The following is a 15,629-nucleotide window of genomic DNA, read 5'->3' as shown; positions in this document are numbered from 1 at the left end:
TAGAGGTCGACTGATTCCTATCCCTTATATCGGATCGGATTCGGCCAAAATGAATGCTCGCCCCTACTCGGCCGCCGGAGAAAATGGGACCGGGTATTAACTTCGCGCGCGATCGTGACGAAAATAAAGATACATGACATGAAGGGGTTTTGATGGTGCTGTTATCCGTTTGCATGATTGTCAAAAACGAAGAAAAAGTTCTGACGCGTTGTTTGGACAGCATCCGGTCGCTCGCCGATGAAATTATCGTTATCGATACCGGTTCCACCGACCGTACGAAGGAAATCGCGCGCTCGTATACGGATCGGGTGTACGATTTTCAATGGATAAACGACTTTGCGGCAGCGCGTAACGAAGGCATTCGGCGCGCGACGTCCCGCTGGGTGCTGGTCATGGACGCGGACGAATATTTCCCGCCGGCCGAGGCCGACAAAATGCGCCGGTTCCTCGAGAACGAAACGCCGGTCAAAGGCATCGTCTATGCCGTCAACATCGTCAACTTGATGGGGGAATCGGAAGCGAAGAGCACGTCCATGAACACGGCGGAGGTCGCGCGGTTATTCCCGAACCATCACAACGTGTTCTACACGCGTCCCATTCATGAGCAGCTCTGCTCGCTGGACGGCACCGCGTTGCAATTCATGCTGGCCCAGGGCTCGCTGTTCCATACGGGCTATCTCAAGGAAAACCTCGACGCCAAAGACAAGCTCAATCGAAATGCCAGCATCTTCACGGAATTGAAAAATAAAAAAGGGTTCTCCGCCTATGATTACTATACGATCGGCAACGAGAAGGCCGTTAAGGGCGATTACGCGAGCGCGATTTATTATTACGAGCGGGCCTTGAAAAAAGGCGAAAAGCTGTCCGGCTCCTCCTGGTATTGCCGCTGCGTCATCTCGTTGATTCAATCGTTTCTGACGCTCAGACGCGTTAACGATGCATGGACGGTTGTCGAAACCAAGCTGATCCGGTGGAACGCTTATCCGGACTATCATTCCTTGAAAGGATCGATATTCTTCTATCTCGGTCTCTTCCAAGAAGCCAAGCAGTCCTATACGGAGGCCTATCAAGCCGCCGAAAGCATGGCGAAGAAGTCGGATGTCTTTTGGCTGGACAGCCCCGCCCATGCATCGACGTTTCCTTTTCGGACGTTGGCCGATATCGCCAATCAAGAGAACGATGCGGACAAGCACATTTATTACTTGACCAAGCTTCTTATCCAGAACCCCTACGATTACAATGCGCTCAGCCAGTTGATCGAAGTCTTGCTCGTGACGCAGCCGACGGACGCGATCATCAAGCTGCTCTGCGAAATCGGAGACGCCGACGATCTGAAGTACCAATTGTTCTTATTCAAAGTCGCGCTCGCGCTCGGCGTGCGGGAACTCGCTTCCTATATCCGCGACAAAATGGAGGACAGCTGGTCCGAGCTCGATGCCTTCTCCCGGCTGTCCTACGCGCTGCTGGTCCAAGACGAGGCCATGTTCTCCGCGGCGTTCGACGGCATTGCGGCCGCCGGCCCTTCTAATCAGGACGAGCTGCCCGTCCTATGCGCGGTGGCCGCCGCGGCTTGGGACAACCCGGCTTACGTCGAACGCCTTCCCCGGCCGGAGGATCCGGACATTGCGGCCGGTTATGACCTCTACGAGCACATCGTGAAAGGCGAAGCAGTCGATGCCAACGCCCAAGTCTATCTCTTTTTGACCAAATGCTATCTCTACCGCTTCTATGATCCCTACGATCGGTTCGTCGAACGGTACAGCAATGCGGACGTCACCAACCTGCTGGCCAATTTCTTCTATGGCAAGAAGCAGTTCGAGGTCGCGCTCCAATACTATTCGATCTTGCTGAGAAATGGCGAATTAAGCGCAACCAGCCTCGAAAATTTGGCCCATTATCATTTGTCCCGCGAATATATCGAGGATGGACTGGAATTCTTGGAGTCGACCTTGAACCAGCGTCCGGAGTTCATTCATCTCTATACGTTCTATCTCCGCTATTGCCCGGATGCCGACAAGAAGAAAGCCTTCCTGCGGCAGCACGCGGACCGCATCTCGCACTTCCGCAAGGTTCCCGCATTCGCGCGGTTGCTGAACGCTTAACGCTTGCGTGATTCACCGCAAAAAAAAACCTCTTACGCGATTTCACGCGGTAAGAGGTTTTTTTGCGGTCCGACAATCGCGGCGCTATTTTCTTTTATCGAAGAATAGGCTGCTTTCAACGAAATCCGAATCGTAGACCCGCTTTTGCATTTTGGAGAAATGAATCTTATACAGCGACTCCGAGGCTTCGCCGCGCAGCTGTTCCATGCGCCTCATCAAGACTTCGTCATAACGCATCAGCTTTCGGACAATCGCCCGGTCCGACTCCTCGAGCGGAACGCCGGATCCAAGCGCGGCCAAGGCCCTTTCGCGCAAGTCGACCAGCTCTACGAACCGTTCATAGTCCGCATCCGCCAGCTGTCCCATAATGGCTTCCGTCATTTCATCAAGTTCAATTAATGCCTGAACGCTCACGGATTCGCTCCTAGTTGCCGACAGCGACAGCCGTCTTGGATAGTTGTCTCCAGCTCTCCCTCAGCTGTTCCAGATGAGCCAGAACTTCGACGGCGTACGAAGCTTCTTTTTTCAAATTCGCTTGAATCAAGTTATGCAGCAGATATTCATAGATCCTAACCAGATCCTTGGAAATCGCATAATCGAAATTCAACGAACTGATCAGCTCGTGAATGATCGCCTCGGCTTTGCATAAGTATTTGTTCGCGGTCTCCCGCTGCTGCTGCTGAATGCCCTCGATGCCTTGCTTCGTGAAGCGAATGGCGCCATCGTAGAGCATCAGAACAAGCTGGATCGGCGTCGCAGTTTGCGCGGACGACTGTTGGTATTTCTGTTGAGGTGATAGCATGAATCCGGTTCCTCCTTACAAACTAAGCATAGTTCGAGAATGCCGACGCTTGCGAGCTGTATCTGTTCATCGCCGTTTCCATGGCCGAGAATTGTTTATAATACTGGTCTTCCTTGCGCTGCAGCAAGGCATCCTGGTCCGAGATTTGTTTCGCGATCGTCCGCAATTGCTCGCTTAGCATGGAGCTCGCGATGAACGAGCCGTTTTTGTCCGTGCTGTAGGAGGAGGTACCCGCCTTGTCCGTCATGCCCTGCAGGGCCGTAAGGACCGTCGAGCTTAGCTTGGTCACCAAGCCGGAACTCGTGCTTGCGGGATCGCTTGCATTGCCGCCCGATCCGTTGAACAGCTTGGCGATGCTGTCGGGATCCTCCGTTATGGCTTGGCGCAGCTTATCTTCGTCTTCGATGACGAGCTTGCCGTAGTCGGTCCATTTGCCCGTCGAGATGCCGATGGATTGGATGCTGATGCTCTTCCCGCCGCCAAGATCAAACCCCGTCACCATCGCGGTTCTCATGCTGGTCACCATGGAGGACAGGATCGAGTCGTTCCCGAGGAGGCCGCTTTTCGCCTTCGTCTCCCAGAGCTCCGCCTGCTTGTCGGACATCGCGTCTTGTTCTTCCTGGGTCAACGGCTGATAATCGCGATACAACGGCTCGTTCAGCTTGCCGTTGACCTGATCCAGAATGGCGTTGTAGTCGCTGATGAAGGACTTGATCGTGTCGACGATTTTATCCACGTCAACGGTAGAAGAGATCACGGAATCGCCGCCCGTGCCCGTGGCGGACTTCAACAGCAGGCTGACGCCGTTCACCGTGACGTTATTCGACTGCGAAGTGAAGCTCAGCCCGTTCACGGAGTAATTCGCATCGACGCCATCCACGTGGTAGGCGGCATCGGCCGTTCCTAATCCCGTGATGACCGCATTCTTATCGATCGGGTTGCCTCCCGAATCCGTACCTGACTGATTGCCGGTCTTATTATTCGTAATCGATAACCGGCCGTTAGCATACATGACGGTCGCATTGATGTCCTTGTCGGCATTGATGCGGGCAATGACCGTATCCGTGGTGTCCCCCGCTACGATGTCGACTCTCTTGCCGTTCACCGTAATGTACTGCCCGGGGTTACTCGCATCATAGGCTAAAGGATCCGCCGAGGTGGCATACACGTTTCTCGCTGCGGTGGCGACATTATCCACCTTCACCGACATGGTGCCGGAGGCCACACTGTTGGCGGACGTAATGGAAACCGCTGCCGTATTTCCCGTGACCTCGGCCTTTTTGGCCGTCAGGGAGGACATCGTGTTATACTTGGACATCTTGTTGTTGCGGAAGTCTACCAGCGAGGTCGCGACGTCCCGGTACGCTTCTTGCTTCCACGTAATCGACGTCTGCTGTTTGACCAGCTTGTCCCGCTTGCCTTGCTCCGCCTTCATCAAGGTCTTGACCATGGAATCGATATCCATGCCGGAGCTAAGCCCCGTTATGCGCATTGTCATTGCTCTTCCCCCTCCGTAACGATTAGACGCGGTGATCGACCAGGATGCCCGCGATTTCCATCAGCTTGGCCGCGACGTCGAGCGTCTTCTCCGGCGGCACTTCCCGAATCAACTCGCCGGTATCCTTATCCATGACTTTAATCATGATGGTGTTGGTTTCTTTATGTACCGAAAGATGGAGCGATGTTTTGGGGCCTTCCATCGCCTTGATGGCTTTGTCCAGCATTTTGATCTTCTGTTCGTCCCCGGCTGAAATCTTGGCTCCCCGAAGCTCGGCCAGCTGCATCCCTTCCGTTGTGTTGATCGTCGACGATACGCTTTGTTCGCCAGTCGTCTGGGTAGCCTTGTCCAAACCTTGGGCGCTCGTGCCTGAATCCGAGGACACAAACCGGCTGGAAGTGACAGAAGAAACATTCATGGACATTGAGATACGACCCCTTCCGTTGAATAACGCTTTACCCTATATATCGGTACAGGCCGGCCATTCCTTAATATATCCAGCTTGAACTTCGCGTGTTGTCCACCGGCGTTCAAGCAGATCGAAATCAAGTCTTTATACCTATGTTATCGACAAAAACAGCAGCTCCTTGAAGGCTTATTAACCCTTCAGGGCCGACAATCTGGCTTTAGCCTTCTCATAGCCCAGCTCCCCGGCACGCTTCAAGCAGTCCAGCGCTTCCCCCGTCCGTCCGAATATCTCGTAATAGACGGCCAGATTGTATAAAGCCAGATAGGATCCGGTTCCTTCTACGGTGTCGTATCGATCGGTCTCGCCGAGCGCAATGCTCCTCAAGTAGGAGGCCTCGATTTCCGGCAGATAGGCGATATAACGACCCGGATCGCTTAAGACAAGCTCCAGATAGAACACGCCGCAGGCAAAATGATAGTCCGGGAACGACTGCACCCAGGACAACCGCAGGTTAATCATCGAGAGCACCGCTTCATAGCGCTTAGCATCCTTTAAAGCATATATATATTGAACGGCCGCGTTCGGCGCGTATCTTTCTCTTCCATGCAAGCGGCGAAACGCGCGTTCGAAATAATGGCAAGCACGCTCCAAATCGTTCACGCCTTGATACTCTTTGCCCAGTTGGTAGTTTACGTAAGCATCGTTCGGTTTCATTGCGGCTTCCGCGAGAAGAATGGGAATGTTCCGCGCGGACTTATCGGTATGCAAATACCCGTCGTGCAGCACCGCAATCGGCACGTTGACGCGCGGCAGCCCGGATACGGCTTGTTCATGAATTCTTCCCTCGAATCGAACCTGGGAGGGAAGCAGGCGCGTGATATAGCCCTTCGCATGGCCTTCGCCTTCTTGTTCCGACGTCAAGCTCACGACTTCGATGCGCCCGAGATGCTTGGTTTCCTGCAGCAGACCGTCCATGGCTTGCCTATCGAACCGAACGATGTATTCGTCCGCATCCAGTACGAGATTCCACTCCGACACGGACTGATCCAACGCGTAGTTGCGCGCGGCCGCGAAATCGTCCTGCCACGCAAAGTCAAAGACGCGCGCGCCGAAGCGCTCCGCGATTTCTTTGGTTCGGTCCGTCGATCCCGTATCCACGATAATGATGTCATCCATATAGGGCGATGCGCTTTCGAGGCAACGGGCGAGCTTCGCCTCCTCGTTGCGTACGATCATGACGAGGGCCAAGCGGATAGGCATGATTCAACCACCTTGTTGATATAAGGATAGGAAAGGAAAAGGGCCTTAGATGGATATCTAAGGCCCCCTTTGCTGCTGCGACCGAAGCGTCGATTAACGGAGCAGCGACAGCACGCCTTGCGGCGCGGAGTTCGCTTGCGCCAGCATCGATTGCGACGCTTGCAGCAAGATGTTGTTTTTCGTCAGGCTGACCATCTCGCTAGCCATATCCGTATCGCGGATGCGGGACTCGGAAGCCGTCAGGTTTTCCGTTGTCGTGCCCAAGTTATTGGACGTGTATTCCAGACGGTTTTGAACCGCACCCAGCTTGCCGCGTTCCGTGGCAACTTGCGTGATTGCGTCGTTGACAGCCGTCAGCGTAGCGTTGGAAGCAAGGCCTTTGAAGCTTGCCGTCACGATCGAACCGATGGCGATTTGCGTGCCTTTGTCGTCCGTTACGATCGTAGCGCCCGCCGTGATGGAAATACCGTTGAACGTCGTGTTGTTCAAGATATTGTCGATTTGCGAGGACAGAGCGGCTACCTCGGTCGTAATGTTGGTTTTATCGTTCGTTTGGTACGTGCCGTTCAAACCTTGGATCGTCAGTTCTTTCACGCGGCTCAGCATCGCGGATACTTCGTTCAGCGCGCCCTCGGCCGTTTGCACGAACGAGATCCCGTCTTGCGTGTTGCGCTGCGCTTGTTCCAGACCGCGGATTTGACCGCGCATGTTCTCGGAGATCGACAGACCCGCAGCGTCGTCGGCTGCACGGTTGATGCGAAGACCCGAGGACAGCTTTTCCATGTTTTTGGAAGCTGCCGCATTGTTCAGGCCCATGTTGCGGTGCGTGTTCAATGCGCTGATATTATGGTTGATAATCATTGAAGTTTCCTCCCTGAATGTCTTATAATGGCCCGCATCCTTGCGGTAAGGCGATGAAAGGTCGGCCGCCCTTGATCGACTCTATCTTATATATCGGAAACGATTCGCATTACTTTAGAGCTATATCCAGCGTTCCGACAATATATTTAACGCTTCCTTTCGACCGAGCGATAAAAAGGGAGCTTCCCGCCAGTCATCCGAGATGACCTTCGGGAAGCTCCCTTTTGTTCTCATTCCGCTAAGATAGATTAACGGAGCAGCGACAGCACGCCTTGCGGCGCGGAGTTCGCTTGCGCCAGCATCGATTGCGACGCTTGCAGCAGGATGTTGTTCTTCGTCAGGCTGACCATCTCGCTAGCCATATCCGTATCGCGGATGCGGGACTCGGAAGCCGTCAGGTTTTCCGTCGTCGTGCCCAAGTTGTTGGACGTGTATTCCAGACGGTTTTGAACCGCGCCCAGCTTGCCGCGCTCAGCCGCAACCGCGGTGATCGCGTCATTGACCGAGGTCAGCGTAGCGGAGGAAGGCGTAGCCGCGCTGAGGTTCTTGAAGCTTGTCGTCGTGATTGCGCCGATCGAGATTTGCGTGCCTTTGTCGTCCGTTACGATCGTAGCACCTGCCGTGATCGTGATGCCGTTGAACGTCGTGTTGTCCAAGATGTTGTCGATTTGCGAGGACAGGGCGGCGATCTCGGTCGTGATGTTCGTGGTGTCGGTCGATTGGTACGTACCGTTCATCCCTTGGATCGTCAGTTCCTTCACGCGGCTCAGCATCGCGGATACTTCGTTCAGCGCGCCCTCGGCCGTTTGCACGAACGAGATCCCGTCTTGCGTGTTGCGCTGCGCTTGTTCCAGACCGCGGATTTGACCGCGCATGTTCTCGGAGATCGACAGACCCGCGGCATCGTCGGCTGCACGGTTGATACGAAGACCGGAGGACAGTTTTTCCATGTTTTTGGAAGCGGCTGCGTTGTTCAGGCCCATGTTGCGGTGCGTGTTCAGCGCGCTGATATTGTGGTTGATAATCATCGTCGTTTCCTCCCTGAGTACCTAAAATAGCCCGCATCCTTGCGGTAAAGCCGATGAGAGGTCGGCCGCCCTCGATCGCTCTATTTTATATATCGGAAAGGAAGCCCATTATTTTAGTCGTTCGGTTGAATAAATTTCTTGTATTGGCTGCGAAGATCCGTCAAGGCCGGCATGGAGCTTAACGCTTCCTTGTTCGTATCCGCGATCGCGACGAACAATTCTTTGCGCAGAATGCCGACCTCTTTCGGCGCCGTGATGCCCAGCTTCACGCCGTCGGCAAGCACGTCCAGCACCGTAATTTCAATATCGTTGCCGATCATGATGGTCTCGCCCTTCTTACGGCTCAGCACTAGCATGACGCTTCCCCCTTATTGCCGGACGGCGGCGAAAATAACGCATGCTTCGTCCGGTAGGAAGTATGTTGAAGAATGACTTGGGCGGCCTGTCGATTGGCCGTATTCCAGACGATCGGAGCCGCCAGGTTAGCCGTCGCTTCTTCGAGCTTGTCTTTTACGGTGACGATGTTCAAGACGCGTACTTGTTCCGGGGAAGGCTGCCCCAGCTCGTGCAGCATGTTCGACTCCAGCTCGAATTCGTAATCGGGGAAAAAATCGAAGGGCGACGTCACGATGAAAGACAGACTCCCCTCTTCGACCGACTGCAGCACATAAAACGGACTGTCTTCAATGGAAACGAGCGTATACCGCTTATGCTGGGGGAATCCCGGAATGCCCGACGGGAAAACAATCCATTGGTGATCTTCAATCTCGATCTGGCCGAACCTGGTGGTCTGTAAAATCATGGCGTCCCTCTCTCCTTTAAACCAAGTCTCGCTGGCGAATAAACGTGGAAGAGCCATAGCTCGTTTGCACGATGCCATAGCTCTTCCGTCGTACGCTATCCTGAAGGCAATTATACCATTAAATCCACAATCGGCGGCGGCGTAACCGTGACTTTCGGGTAGCGCTCCATCGTGTAACGCACCTTGCCCGGCGTGAATTGAATATCGGGCTTCCGATGAGGCTCCACGTCGATCGATACCTTCCACGGTTTCACTTCGATATCGGGCTTGCGCACCTCGAACGACACCTTCGTATTCAGGCGCGAGGCGGGACCGAAGACGGGAAGGGCAGGCCGCTGACGGGTGATCGACGCGTAAGCAAGGTCCGGAATCGGGTTGGCCTTGTTATTCGCCAAATCCCCGATGCTGCGCCACTTCTCGTTCACGGACGCAATATGCTGCGCCACGTAGCTCGTCGTCTGGGACATCAACCGCTTGGCCAAGCCCTCCGGCCGTCCTCCGTTGATCGCGTCCCACGTCGCCGACTGGTCGATCGTCATGACCGGCTTGTACGACTGCGCTTCCGTCGGCGGCCTGTCCGTATGCACCTCGACCTCGGCGCGCTCCGAACGGATCGTCCTTGCGCCCCATTCCGTCCGAATGCCGAGAATGGCGGTTTGGCTCGTGATTTGAAGCTGCGGCAGCCTCATCTTAGTTCAAGAAATTGACCAGCGAAGGCGTAATGATCTTCGCCCCGACCGACAACGACGCCTGGTAGATGTTCTGGCTGACCGTGGAGTCGATGTAGAGCTGGTCCATGTCCGCGTCCTCGGTCTTCGACTGCAGCGCGGTCAAGCCGACGTTCATCTCTTCCATCCGGTTCTGCATGAGCTCGGTCCGGTTCGTTTTCGCGCCGTTCTCCGAGCGGGCGGAGATGATCTTGTTCATGCGCGACTTGACGTTATCGATCTCGGCGGTGACCGCCGAATAGTTGCTCGACTGGAGCGCGCCCGACAACCGGTCGAACATCGAGAAGACGTTGTCCGTCGTGCCTGCGGGATCCGCATCGCCGAACACTTGGTTCGCCGTCATGTTGACGTCGATCGTAATGCCCTGGCCGATCTCGTACGTGACCGCGCCGGCATCGGCCGACACGGTCTTCGGATCCGTTCCGGACGGGTACGGCTGCTCGTCGAACAGCTGCCCGCCGAAGACGAACTTGCCGTTGAAGCTGCTGTTGGCGATATCCGTCATTTGGTTCTTCAGCTCGGCGATTTCCTTGTTAATGGCGTCGAGGGAATCCGGCGTGTTCGTTCCCGTGCCCGCCTGAACGGCCAAATCGTTCACGCGCTGCAGCACCTGCGTCGCCTGGTCCATCTGCGTATCGTAAAAGTCCAACCACGACAGCGACGACGAAATATTGTCCTGATACTGCGTATTCGCCGTCAGATCGGACCGGTACCGCAGTCCGTAGGTGAGGCCGACCGGATCGTCGGACGGCTTGTTGATTTTGCGCCCCGTCGAGATTTGATCCTGCTGGATCGCCATCTTGCGCATGTTGCTATTCAAATTCTGGATGAGCCGCGAACTTGTCATGTTCTGGGTGACCCGCATCGACATGGTTAGTTGCCTCCCTGCTTATCGGCCGACCGATCCGGTGCCGTTAATTAATTTATCCAAGGTTTCGTCGATGACCGTCATGAACCGGGCGGCCGCGTTATAGGCGTTCTGGAACACGATCATGTCCGACATTTCCTCGTCGAGCGACACGCCGCTGACCGATTGTCTCGCGCTGTCGGCTTGGGTGACGAGCGTATTCGCGTTATCGTATTGCCGGTTCGCCTCTTGCGCCTGAATGCCGATCGCGCCGACCATGGAATTGTAGAAGACGCCCATCGTCGCCTGCGTCACCGGTCCGCCGGTCGACGTTTGATCGAACGAGAACTTCGTGTCCTTCAGCTGGGAGATCAGAAGCGCCAGCGTATTGTTGCCCTTCACCGCGGACGTGCCCGTCGCGTCCGTCGTCGTCCGCATGGACACGGCGATTTTGTTGCTGTCGGTCTCGATCGCGGGATTGAGCCGGATGCTCGCGGCCGTGATGCCCGTCGCGCCGGACGTCGTGGCGAACGTGAAAAAATCCTCGCCTTTCGCGGCCGGCGATTCGTTCGTAAAGCCGAGCTGATGCAGGCCGTTGATGCCTTTGACGGTGACGACCTGATCGGCGGCCAGCGTGACGCCGTTATAGGTGGAGCCTTTCGGAATGGTAACCTGCAGGTCGCCTTCGGCCAGCGTTCTGGCGATGGTATCCAGCTGGTCCTGGTAGCCCTTCACGTACTGGTCGCGGGACACGATCGTCCCGTACAGGTCGCCGTTGTTCAAATCGCCCGAAGCATAGGCCGCCTCGACCCCCGCCGAGGTCAAATCCGTCACCTGCTCGCCGGCCACGAGCGCGGTGCCGCCCATGGCGATCGTGTAGCCGTCGCCGCTCTCGGACACGTTGACGTTCATCATCTTGGACAATTGGTCCGCGTACAGGTCGCGCTGGTCCCGAAGGTCGTTCGCGCTGTCGCCGGTGGATTCGTTGCGCTTGATCTGCACGTTCAAATCCGCGATGGAATGCAGCAGAACGTTCGCCTGCTGGACCTTCGTGTCGATCGAGCCCGTCAGATCGTCGCTCAGGCTCTGCAGCTGCTTGGCCGTCTGGTTGAAGGAGTCGGCGAGCGCCAGCGCGTTTTGCTTCACGATCTCGCGGTTGGTCGTATTGTCCGGATCCTTGCTCAGGTCGGACCAGGCCGACCAGAAGTTGTCCAGCACCGTGCGCAGTCCCGTCTCGGACGGCTCGTTCACGATCGTCTCCAGCTTGCTCAGCGTATCCGACCGCACTTCCCAGTTGCCCAAATATTTGTTCTCGTCGCGGTACTGCGTGTCGAGGAACGCGTTGCGGACCCGGTTGATCGCCGTGGCTTCGACGCCGGTGCCGATCTGCCCCGCCGCCGCGGAATGGGTCATGCCGAACGCTTCGATCGGACGGGTCGCCTGGATTTGAACCCGCTGACGGGTGTAGCCCTCGGTGTTCGCGTTGGAAATATTGTGGCCCAGCGTGCCGAGTCCGACCCGCGTCGTCAGCAAGCTGCGCTTGGCCGTCTCGATGCTGTGAAACGTGGACGTCATCCTCTCGCCCCCTTCGTCATCTTCTCTGGTCGTACCGCGCGTAGGACGGTTTGCCGTACGGCGCGTGCCGCGGATGTTGGTACGTATATTGGCTGTTCGGGTCGTCGCTTAGGAGATCGATCGTATAGTCGATGAACTTCAGCGACTGCTCGATCAGCTGCTGGTTCAGCTGGGTCGCGTGCTTCAGCTCGTCGAGCAGGCTCGTCAGCCGCCCGTGCAGCTCGATCAGCCGCGATTTCTCGTGGGGCGACGTGACGGTCTTGATCATCTCGCTGATTTTGCCGCCCTTGTACCGCAGCATGCCGACGGACGTGAAGTATTGTCCCGACAGCCGCATGCGCTGGGCTTCCAGCTCCTCCGCCGCCTTGAGCAGCCTGCGTTCCTTCTGGATCGTGGCATTGAGCAGCTCCACCTGGTTGCCGACCAGGTAAGGCGTCTTCTCCTTCGCCAGCGCGAGCAGCCGCTCGTATACTTCCGCCTGCTGTTCCAGCGTGGCGATGATCGTCTCGACGTTCACGGAAAACCCACCTATTCTTGTTTGTTAGTTTTCAGGTAAGGCAGCAGCTTCTCGGCGATTTTGCCGGATTCCACGCGGTAGGTGCCGGAGCTGACGGAAGCCTTCAGCTCGTCGATCCGCTTGGCCCGCTCGGGATCGGCGACGCGGCTGACGGACAGCATTTCCTGTGCCTGCGCGGAGATTTGGACCTCGTCCGTTTTCCGTTTGCGGCCGACGTTTCCGGCCTGCTGCTCGTTCTGCTTCTGGTACGGATTCACCGCGCCGATGCGCTGCGTATGGTTGATTTTCATGTTTAATCCCTCCAACAATTCGAAAAACCGATTCGCCGATACCACTATTATCGGCAATTCGATGCGATTATTTATAGCGATTCGAAACCATAGAAAATGCCCGGCAAAGGCGGACGACGAGCCGCTGTGCCGGGCATGGAAGCGCATGAAGCGATAAATACGTTCAGTTGTTGTTCCGGTTTCGGTACAAGGAAGCCGCGGAACCGGAGGAATGGTACGCTTCCTTGTCGTCCTTCTCGTCCTTGTCCGACAAGCCCATCTTGGCGCGGCCGACTTCGTTCAGCAGCTTGGCCCGGCAGCTCTCGCACTGATTGTGCTCGCGGATCAACGTGCCGCACATCTCGCACGGGTACATCAGGTTCGGCGCGCCGACCAGCGAGATCCGGCCTTCTTTGATAAACTTCGTGATCTGCTTGATGCTTACGTCCGTAGCCGCGTTCAATTCGGTGATATTGGCGCCTCTATGTTTACGAAGATAGTCCGCGCACAGCGCATATTCGTTGTCGATGGCCTTGATGCAGGCGGGGCACACGTCGCGAAAGTTCTTGGCGAACAGTTTGCCGCAGCGGGGACAGTTATCGAGTTCCATCTTGCATGCTCCCTTCCAGGTCGCGATTCGTGACTCCATATTATCGCAAATATAGCCAAAATTCATCCTTTTTTTTGGACGGGACCGGGAAGGACGGCATGCGAAACGGACGGGCGGCGCATAGAGGGGGAGCTTAAGGCGCCTCCTGCTAGGAGCGGGCCACCGTCAACGCGTAAAGGAGCCCGGGCGCCGCACAGAGGGGAGCTTAGGGCCTCTCCAACTAGGAGCGGGCCAGCGTCAACGCGTAAAGGAGCCCGGGCGCCGCCTAGAGGGGAGCTTAGGGCCTCTCCAACTAGGAGCGGGCCACCGTCAACGCGTAAAGGAGCCCGGGCGCCGCATAGAGGGGAGCTTAGGGCCTCCGGCTACGAGCGCGCCACCGTCAACACGTACACGTCGAACCGGAGTCCGGGCGCCGCCTGCCCGATTCCTTCTGCCAAGGCTTGCGCGCAGGCGTTCGCCGTGCTGCCGGTCGTGTAAATGTCGTCGACCAGCACGAAGCGGCAGCGCCCGTCCCGGCCGGCCGTCTCAAGCATGCGGGCCAGCTCGGCCTCGTCGGCCTTGAAGAGATTCCGCGTGTCGCGCAGCCGGGCGCCTCGCGTCTTGGCGCTCTGCTTCGCGCTATGCCGCGTGCGCCGCAGCGCGTCGAAGAGCGGGATGCCCTCGGCCTCCCCGAGGCGGGCGGCGAGGCGTTCCGCCTGGTTGAAGCCACGCTCGAGGAGCCGCGCCTCGCTGACGGGCACCGGGATAACGGCGTGGACGGGACGGGGACCCGCCTCCCGGAAACGCTCGGCCGCGAGGCCGCGGTAGGCCGCCGTCAGCAATTCCCCGAGCAGCGGCTCGAGCGCCTCGTGGCCGCGATACTTATACAGCGCGAGCCATTCCCGGATCGTCGAATCGTACCGGACGGCCGACCGGTTCGCGACAAACGCCGTCCGCGTCCGGCGCGCGCAATCGGGACACTGCTCCGGCCGGCCGCATACGGGGCAATACACGCGGGCGATCCAAGGAATGGACCGAAAACATCGCTTGCACAAACAGCCGAGCGCCCCCTGCCGCCCCGGTTCGCAGCGGTTCCCGCAAACCGCGCAGCCGCTCCCGCCGGCGGCCAGCAAGGACGTGAACAGCGGAAACGCTTTGCGGAGCGACTGCCACAGATCTCCGGTCGTCATCGCCCGCTCACCGTCCTTCCTTGCCGAGCAAGTAACCGCGGCGCCCGGCGATGCGGTTCATGCCCCGAATCTGGGCGATCGCCGCCTGCTGGGCGCGCGTCCGCTCCGGCGCGCAAAAGTAGACGCTGCCCGCGGGATCGTCCTTCGACCTGCCGGCGCGGCCGGCCATCTGGATGAGCGAGGCATCGTCGAACAGCTTGCCGTCCGCGTCGAGAATGAAGACGTCGCTCTTCGGCACGGTGACGCCCCGCTCCAAGATGGTCGTCGTGACGAGCAGCCGGATGGCGCGGGCCCGGAATTGCCGAACCTTCTCCGCGCGGTCGGGATCCTGCGACGACGTGCCGGCGACGGGGACGGACGGGAACGCGGTCCGCAGCTTCGCGACGAGCGGCTCGACGTCGCGGATCTGCTGGACGAACACGAACAGCTGCGCGCCGCGCTCGAGCGACCGCCCAAGCGCGGCGGTCAAGCTCCGCGGAAGGCCGCGCAGCAGCAGCTTCCGCACGGGCGGGATGCGAAGCAGCGCCGGCACGGGCAGCGGATGCCGGTGAAACCGCACGGGCACCCGCACATGCGCCAGCCGGCCGAGCCTGGCTTCCATGCGGAGGGAGGCCGGCGGCGTCGCGGACAGCAGCACGTGGGTGCCATGCGGCGCGCGAACGTGCTCGGCGGCGAAGTGCAGCATCGGATCGCCGTGATAGGGAAACGCGTCGATTTCGTCGACGATGACCAGCTCGAAGCCTTCGCGGAAACGGAAGAGCTGATGCGTCGTGGCCAGCGTGATGTCGCCCTGCTCCCAGCGCTGCTCGCTGCCGCCGTAGAGCGTGACGACGGCCGCGGCCGGAAACGCTTTGCGGATCCGGGGGTCCAGCTCGAGCACGACGTCCCGCCGGGGCGTCGCGATGAGCGCCCGCCCGCCGCGGGCGAGGCAGGACTCGACCAGCGGAAAAATCATTTCCGTCTTGCCCGCGCCCGTTACCGCCCAGAGCAGAAACCGGCGCTTCGCGCCGCGCCGGCCGGGCGGCGCGTTGATGTAGGCGAGCGCTGCGGAGGCCGCTGCCGTTTGGGCCGGGCTGAGGCCCCAGGCGGCCAGGTTCGGGGCGGACGCCTGCGGCGGGCGCGAGCCCGGGGGCGGAGCAGCCGCGGCCAGGT

Annotated in this window: 18 protein-coding genes; 1 reads left to right on the top strand and 17 read right to left on the bottom strand. The window is 58.1% G+C overall.

Features of this window, described 5'->3' with window-relative positions; genetic code table 11:
* The first annotated feature begins 152 nt into the window (after nt 1–152).
* On the top strand, nt 153–2,102 hold the full coding sequence (locus I8J29_RS23940; RefSeq protein WP_208849951.1) for a TPR domain-containing glycosyltransferase: 1,950 nt from the start codon (nt 153–155) through the stop codon (nt 2,100–2,102).
* Between the two features lie 84 nt (nt 2,103–2,186).
* Here the strand turns inward: I8J29_RS23940 and fliT are convergent, their stop codons facing one another.
* The 17 genes from fliT to I8J29_RS23855 form a co-directional block, all read right to left on the bottom strand.
* A complete protein-coding gene (gene fliT / locus I8J29_RS23935; protein WP_208849950.1) occupies nt 2,187–2,516 on the bottom strand; it encodes a flagellar protein FliT in 330 nt (109 codons plus the stop codon).
* A 10-nt stretch (nt 2,517–2,526) separates the two neighbouring features.
* Nucleotides 2,527–2,904: a flagellar export chaperone FliS gene (fliS, locus tag I8J29_RS23930; protein WP_208849949.1), complete on the bottom strand. Its 378-nt coding sequence runs from the start codon at nt 2,902–2,904 to the stop codon at nt 2,527–2,529.
* A gap of 22 nt (nt 2,905–2,926) precedes the next feature.
* Nucleotides 2,927–4,402 (bottom strand): flagellar filament capping protein FliD, encoded by a 1,476-nt coding sequence (gene fliD, locus I8J29_RS23925; protein WP_208849948.1) that lies wholly within the window; start codon nt 4,400–4,402, stop codon nt 2,927–2,929.
* Between the two features lie 22 nt (nt 4,403–4,424).
* On the bottom strand, nt 4,425–4,826 hold the full coding sequence (locus I8J29_RS23920) for a flagellar protein FlaG (protein ID WP_240546437.1): 402 nt from the start codon (nt 4,824–4,826) through the stop codon (nt 4,425–4,427).
* A 174-nt stretch (nt 4,827–5,000) separates the two neighbouring features.
* Nucleotides 5,001–6,071 carry a glycosyltransferase family 2 protein gene (locus I8J29_RS23915; RefSeq protein WP_208849947.1) on the bottom strand — a complete coding sequence of 357 codons (1,071 nt, stop codon included), beginning with the start codon at nt 6,069–6,071 and terminating at the stop codon, nt 5,001–5,003.
* Nucleotides 6,072–6,164: 93 nt separating this feature from the next.
* Nucleotides 6,165–6,932, bottom strand: coding sequence for a flagellin N-terminal helical domain-containing protein (locus I8J29_RS23910; RefSeq protein ID WP_208849946.1), 768 nt, complete (start codon nt 6,930–6,932; stop codon nt 6,165–6,167).
* A 248-nt stretch (nt 6,933–7,180) separates the two neighbouring features.
* A complete protein-coding gene (locus tag I8J29_RS23905; protein ID WP_208849945.1) occupies nt 7,181–7,960 on the bottom strand; it encodes a flagellin N-terminal helical domain-containing protein in 780 nt (259 codons plus the stop codon).
* A 113-nt stretch (nt 7,961–8,073) separates the two neighbouring features.
* Entirely contained in the window at nt 8,074–8,316 is a 243-nt protein-coding gene (gene csrA, locus I8J29_RS23900) for a carbon storage regulator CsrA (protein ID WP_208849944.1), read from the bottom strand.
* On the bottom strand, nt 8,310–8,762 hold the full coding sequence (gene fliW, locus I8J29_RS23895; protein WP_208849943.1) for a flagellar assembly protein FliW: 453 nt from the start codon (nt 8,760–8,762) through the stop codon (nt 8,310–8,312). Before fliW ends, csrA begins: the two co-directional genes overlap by 7 nt.
* Nucleotides 8,763–8,872: 110 nt before the next feature.
* Nucleotides 8,873–9,451: a DUF6470 family protein gene (locus I8J29_RS23890; protein ID WP_208849942.1), complete on the bottom strand. Its 579-nt coding sequence runs from the start codon at nt 9,449–9,451 to the stop codon at nt 8,873–8,875.
* Nucleotide 9,452: 1 nt separating this feature from the next.
* The gene (flgL, locus tag I8J29_RS23885; RefSeq protein ID WP_240546436.1) at nt 9,453–10,361 is read right to left on the bottom strand and encodes a flagellar hook-associated protein FlgL; all 909 of its coding nucleotides are present in this window, start codon (nt 10,359–10,361) and stop codon (nt 9,453–9,455) included.
* 18 nt (nt 10,362–10,379) lie between these two features.
* The gene (gene flgK / locus I8J29_RS23880; RefSeq protein ID WP_208849941.1) at nt 10,380–11,912 is read right to left on the bottom strand and encodes a flagellar hook-associated protein FlgK; all 1,533 of its coding nucleotides are present in this window, start codon (nt 11,910–11,912) and stop codon (nt 10,380–10,382) included.
* A gap of 16 nt (nt 11,913–11,928) precedes the next feature.
* Nucleotides 11,929–12,429, bottom strand: a complete 501-nt coding sequence (locus I8J29_RS23875) for a flagellar protein FlgN (protein WP_208849940.1) — start codon at nt 12,427–12,429, stop codon at nt 11,929–11,931.
* A gap of 11 nt (nt 12,430–12,440) precedes the next feature.
* Nucleotides 12,441–12,719, bottom strand: coding sequence for a flagellar biosynthesis anti-sigma factor FlgM (gene flgM, locus I8J29_RS23870; RefSeq protein ID WP_208849939.1), 279 nt, complete (start codon nt 12,717–12,719; stop codon nt 12,441–12,443).
* A gap of 163 nt (nt 12,720–12,882) precedes the next feature.
* Entirely contained in the window at nt 12,883–13,308 is a 426-nt protein-coding gene (locus tag I8J29_RS23865) for a flagellar protein (protein ID WP_208849938.1), read from the bottom strand.
* A gap of 362 nt (nt 13,309–13,670) precedes the next feature.
* Complete coding sequence (locus I8J29_RS23860) at nt 13,671–14,477, bottom strand: ComF family protein (protein ID WP_208849937.1); 807 nt, start codon at nt 14,475–14,477, stop codon at nt 13,671–13,673.
* A 7-nt stretch (nt 14,478–14,484) separates the two neighbouring features.
* Nucleotides 14,485–15,629, bottom strand: a 1,145-nt coding sequence (locus I8J29_RS23855; protein ID WP_208849936.1) for a helicase-related protein, incomplete at its 5' end; no start/stop codon positions are given.

The sequence above is a fragment of the Paenibacillus artemisiicola genome (genome assembly GCF_017652985.1).
GTDB classification, from domain to species: Bacteria; Bacillota; Bacilli; order Paenibacillales; family Paenibacillaceae; genus Paenibacillus_Z; species Paenibacillus_Z artemisiicola.
Note: the sequence above shows the minus strand (reverse complement) of the source record. Positions and strands in the feature narration are given on the sequence as shown.

What these genes read in the sequence shown, in the direction of transcription:
- I8J29_RS23905 (WP_208849945.1), bottom strand. Translation starts at nt 7,960, where the DNA reads ATGATTATCAACCACAATATCAGCGCGCTGAACACGCACCGCAACATG.
- fliW (WP_208849943.1), bottom strand. Translation starts at nt 8,762, where the DNA reads ATGATTTTACAGACCACCAGGTTCGGCCAGATCGAGATTGAAGATCAC.
- csrA (WP_208849944.1), bottom strand. Translation starts at nt 8,316, where the DNA reads ATGCTAGTGCTGAGCCGTAAGAAGGGCGAGACCATCATGATCGGCAAC.
- I8J29_RS23940 (WP_208849951.1), top strand. Translation starts at nt 153, where the DNA reads ATGGTGCTGTTATCCGTTTGCATGATTGTCAAAAACGAAGAAAAAGTT.
- flgL (WP_240546436.1), bottom strand. Translation starts at nt 10,361, where the DNA reads ATGTCGATGCGGGTCACCCAGAACATGACAAGTTCGCGGCTCATCCAG.
- flgK (WP_208849941.1), bottom strand. Translation starts at nt 11,912, where the DNA reads ATGACGTCCACGTTTCACAGCATCGAGACGGCCAAGCGCAGCTTGCTG.
- flgM (WP_208849939.1), bottom strand. Translation starts at nt 12,719, where the DNA reads ATGAAAATCAACCATACGCAGCGCATCGGCGCGGTGAATCCGTACCAG.
- I8J29_RS23915 (WP_208849947.1), bottom strand. Translation starts at nt 6,071, where the DNA reads ATGCCTATCCGCTTGGCCCTCGTCATGATCGTACGCAACGAGGAGGCG.
- fliD (WP_208849948.1), bottom strand. Translation starts at nt 4,402, where the DNA reads ATGACAATGCGCATAACGGGGCTTAGCTCCGGCATGGATATCGATTCC.
- I8J29_RS23910 (WP_208849946.1), bottom strand. Translation starts at nt 6,932, where the DNA reads ATGATTATCAACCATAATATCAGCGCATTGAACACGCACCGCAACATG.
- I8J29_RS23865 (WP_208849938.1), bottom strand. Translation starts at nt 13,308, where the DNA reads ATGGAACTCGATAACTGTCCCCGCTGCGGCAAACTGTTCGCCAAGAAC.
- I8J29_RS23920 (WP_240546437.1), bottom strand. Translation starts at nt 4,826, where the DNA reads ATGTCCATGAATGTTTCTTCTGTCACTTCCAGCCGGTTTGTGTCCTCG.
- fliS (WP_208849949.1), bottom strand. Translation starts at nt 2,904, where the DNA reads ATGCTATCACCTCAACAGAAATACCAACAGTCGTCCGCGCAAACTGCG.
- I8J29_RS23860 (WP_208849937.1), bottom strand. Translation starts at nt 14,477, where the DNA reads ATGACGACCGGAGATCTGTGGCAGTCGCTCCGCAAAGCGTTTCCGCTG.
- I8J29_RS23890 (WP_208849942.1), bottom strand. Translation starts at nt 9,451, where the DNA reads ATGAGGCTGCCGCAGCTTCAAATCACGAGCCAAACCGCCATTCTCGGC.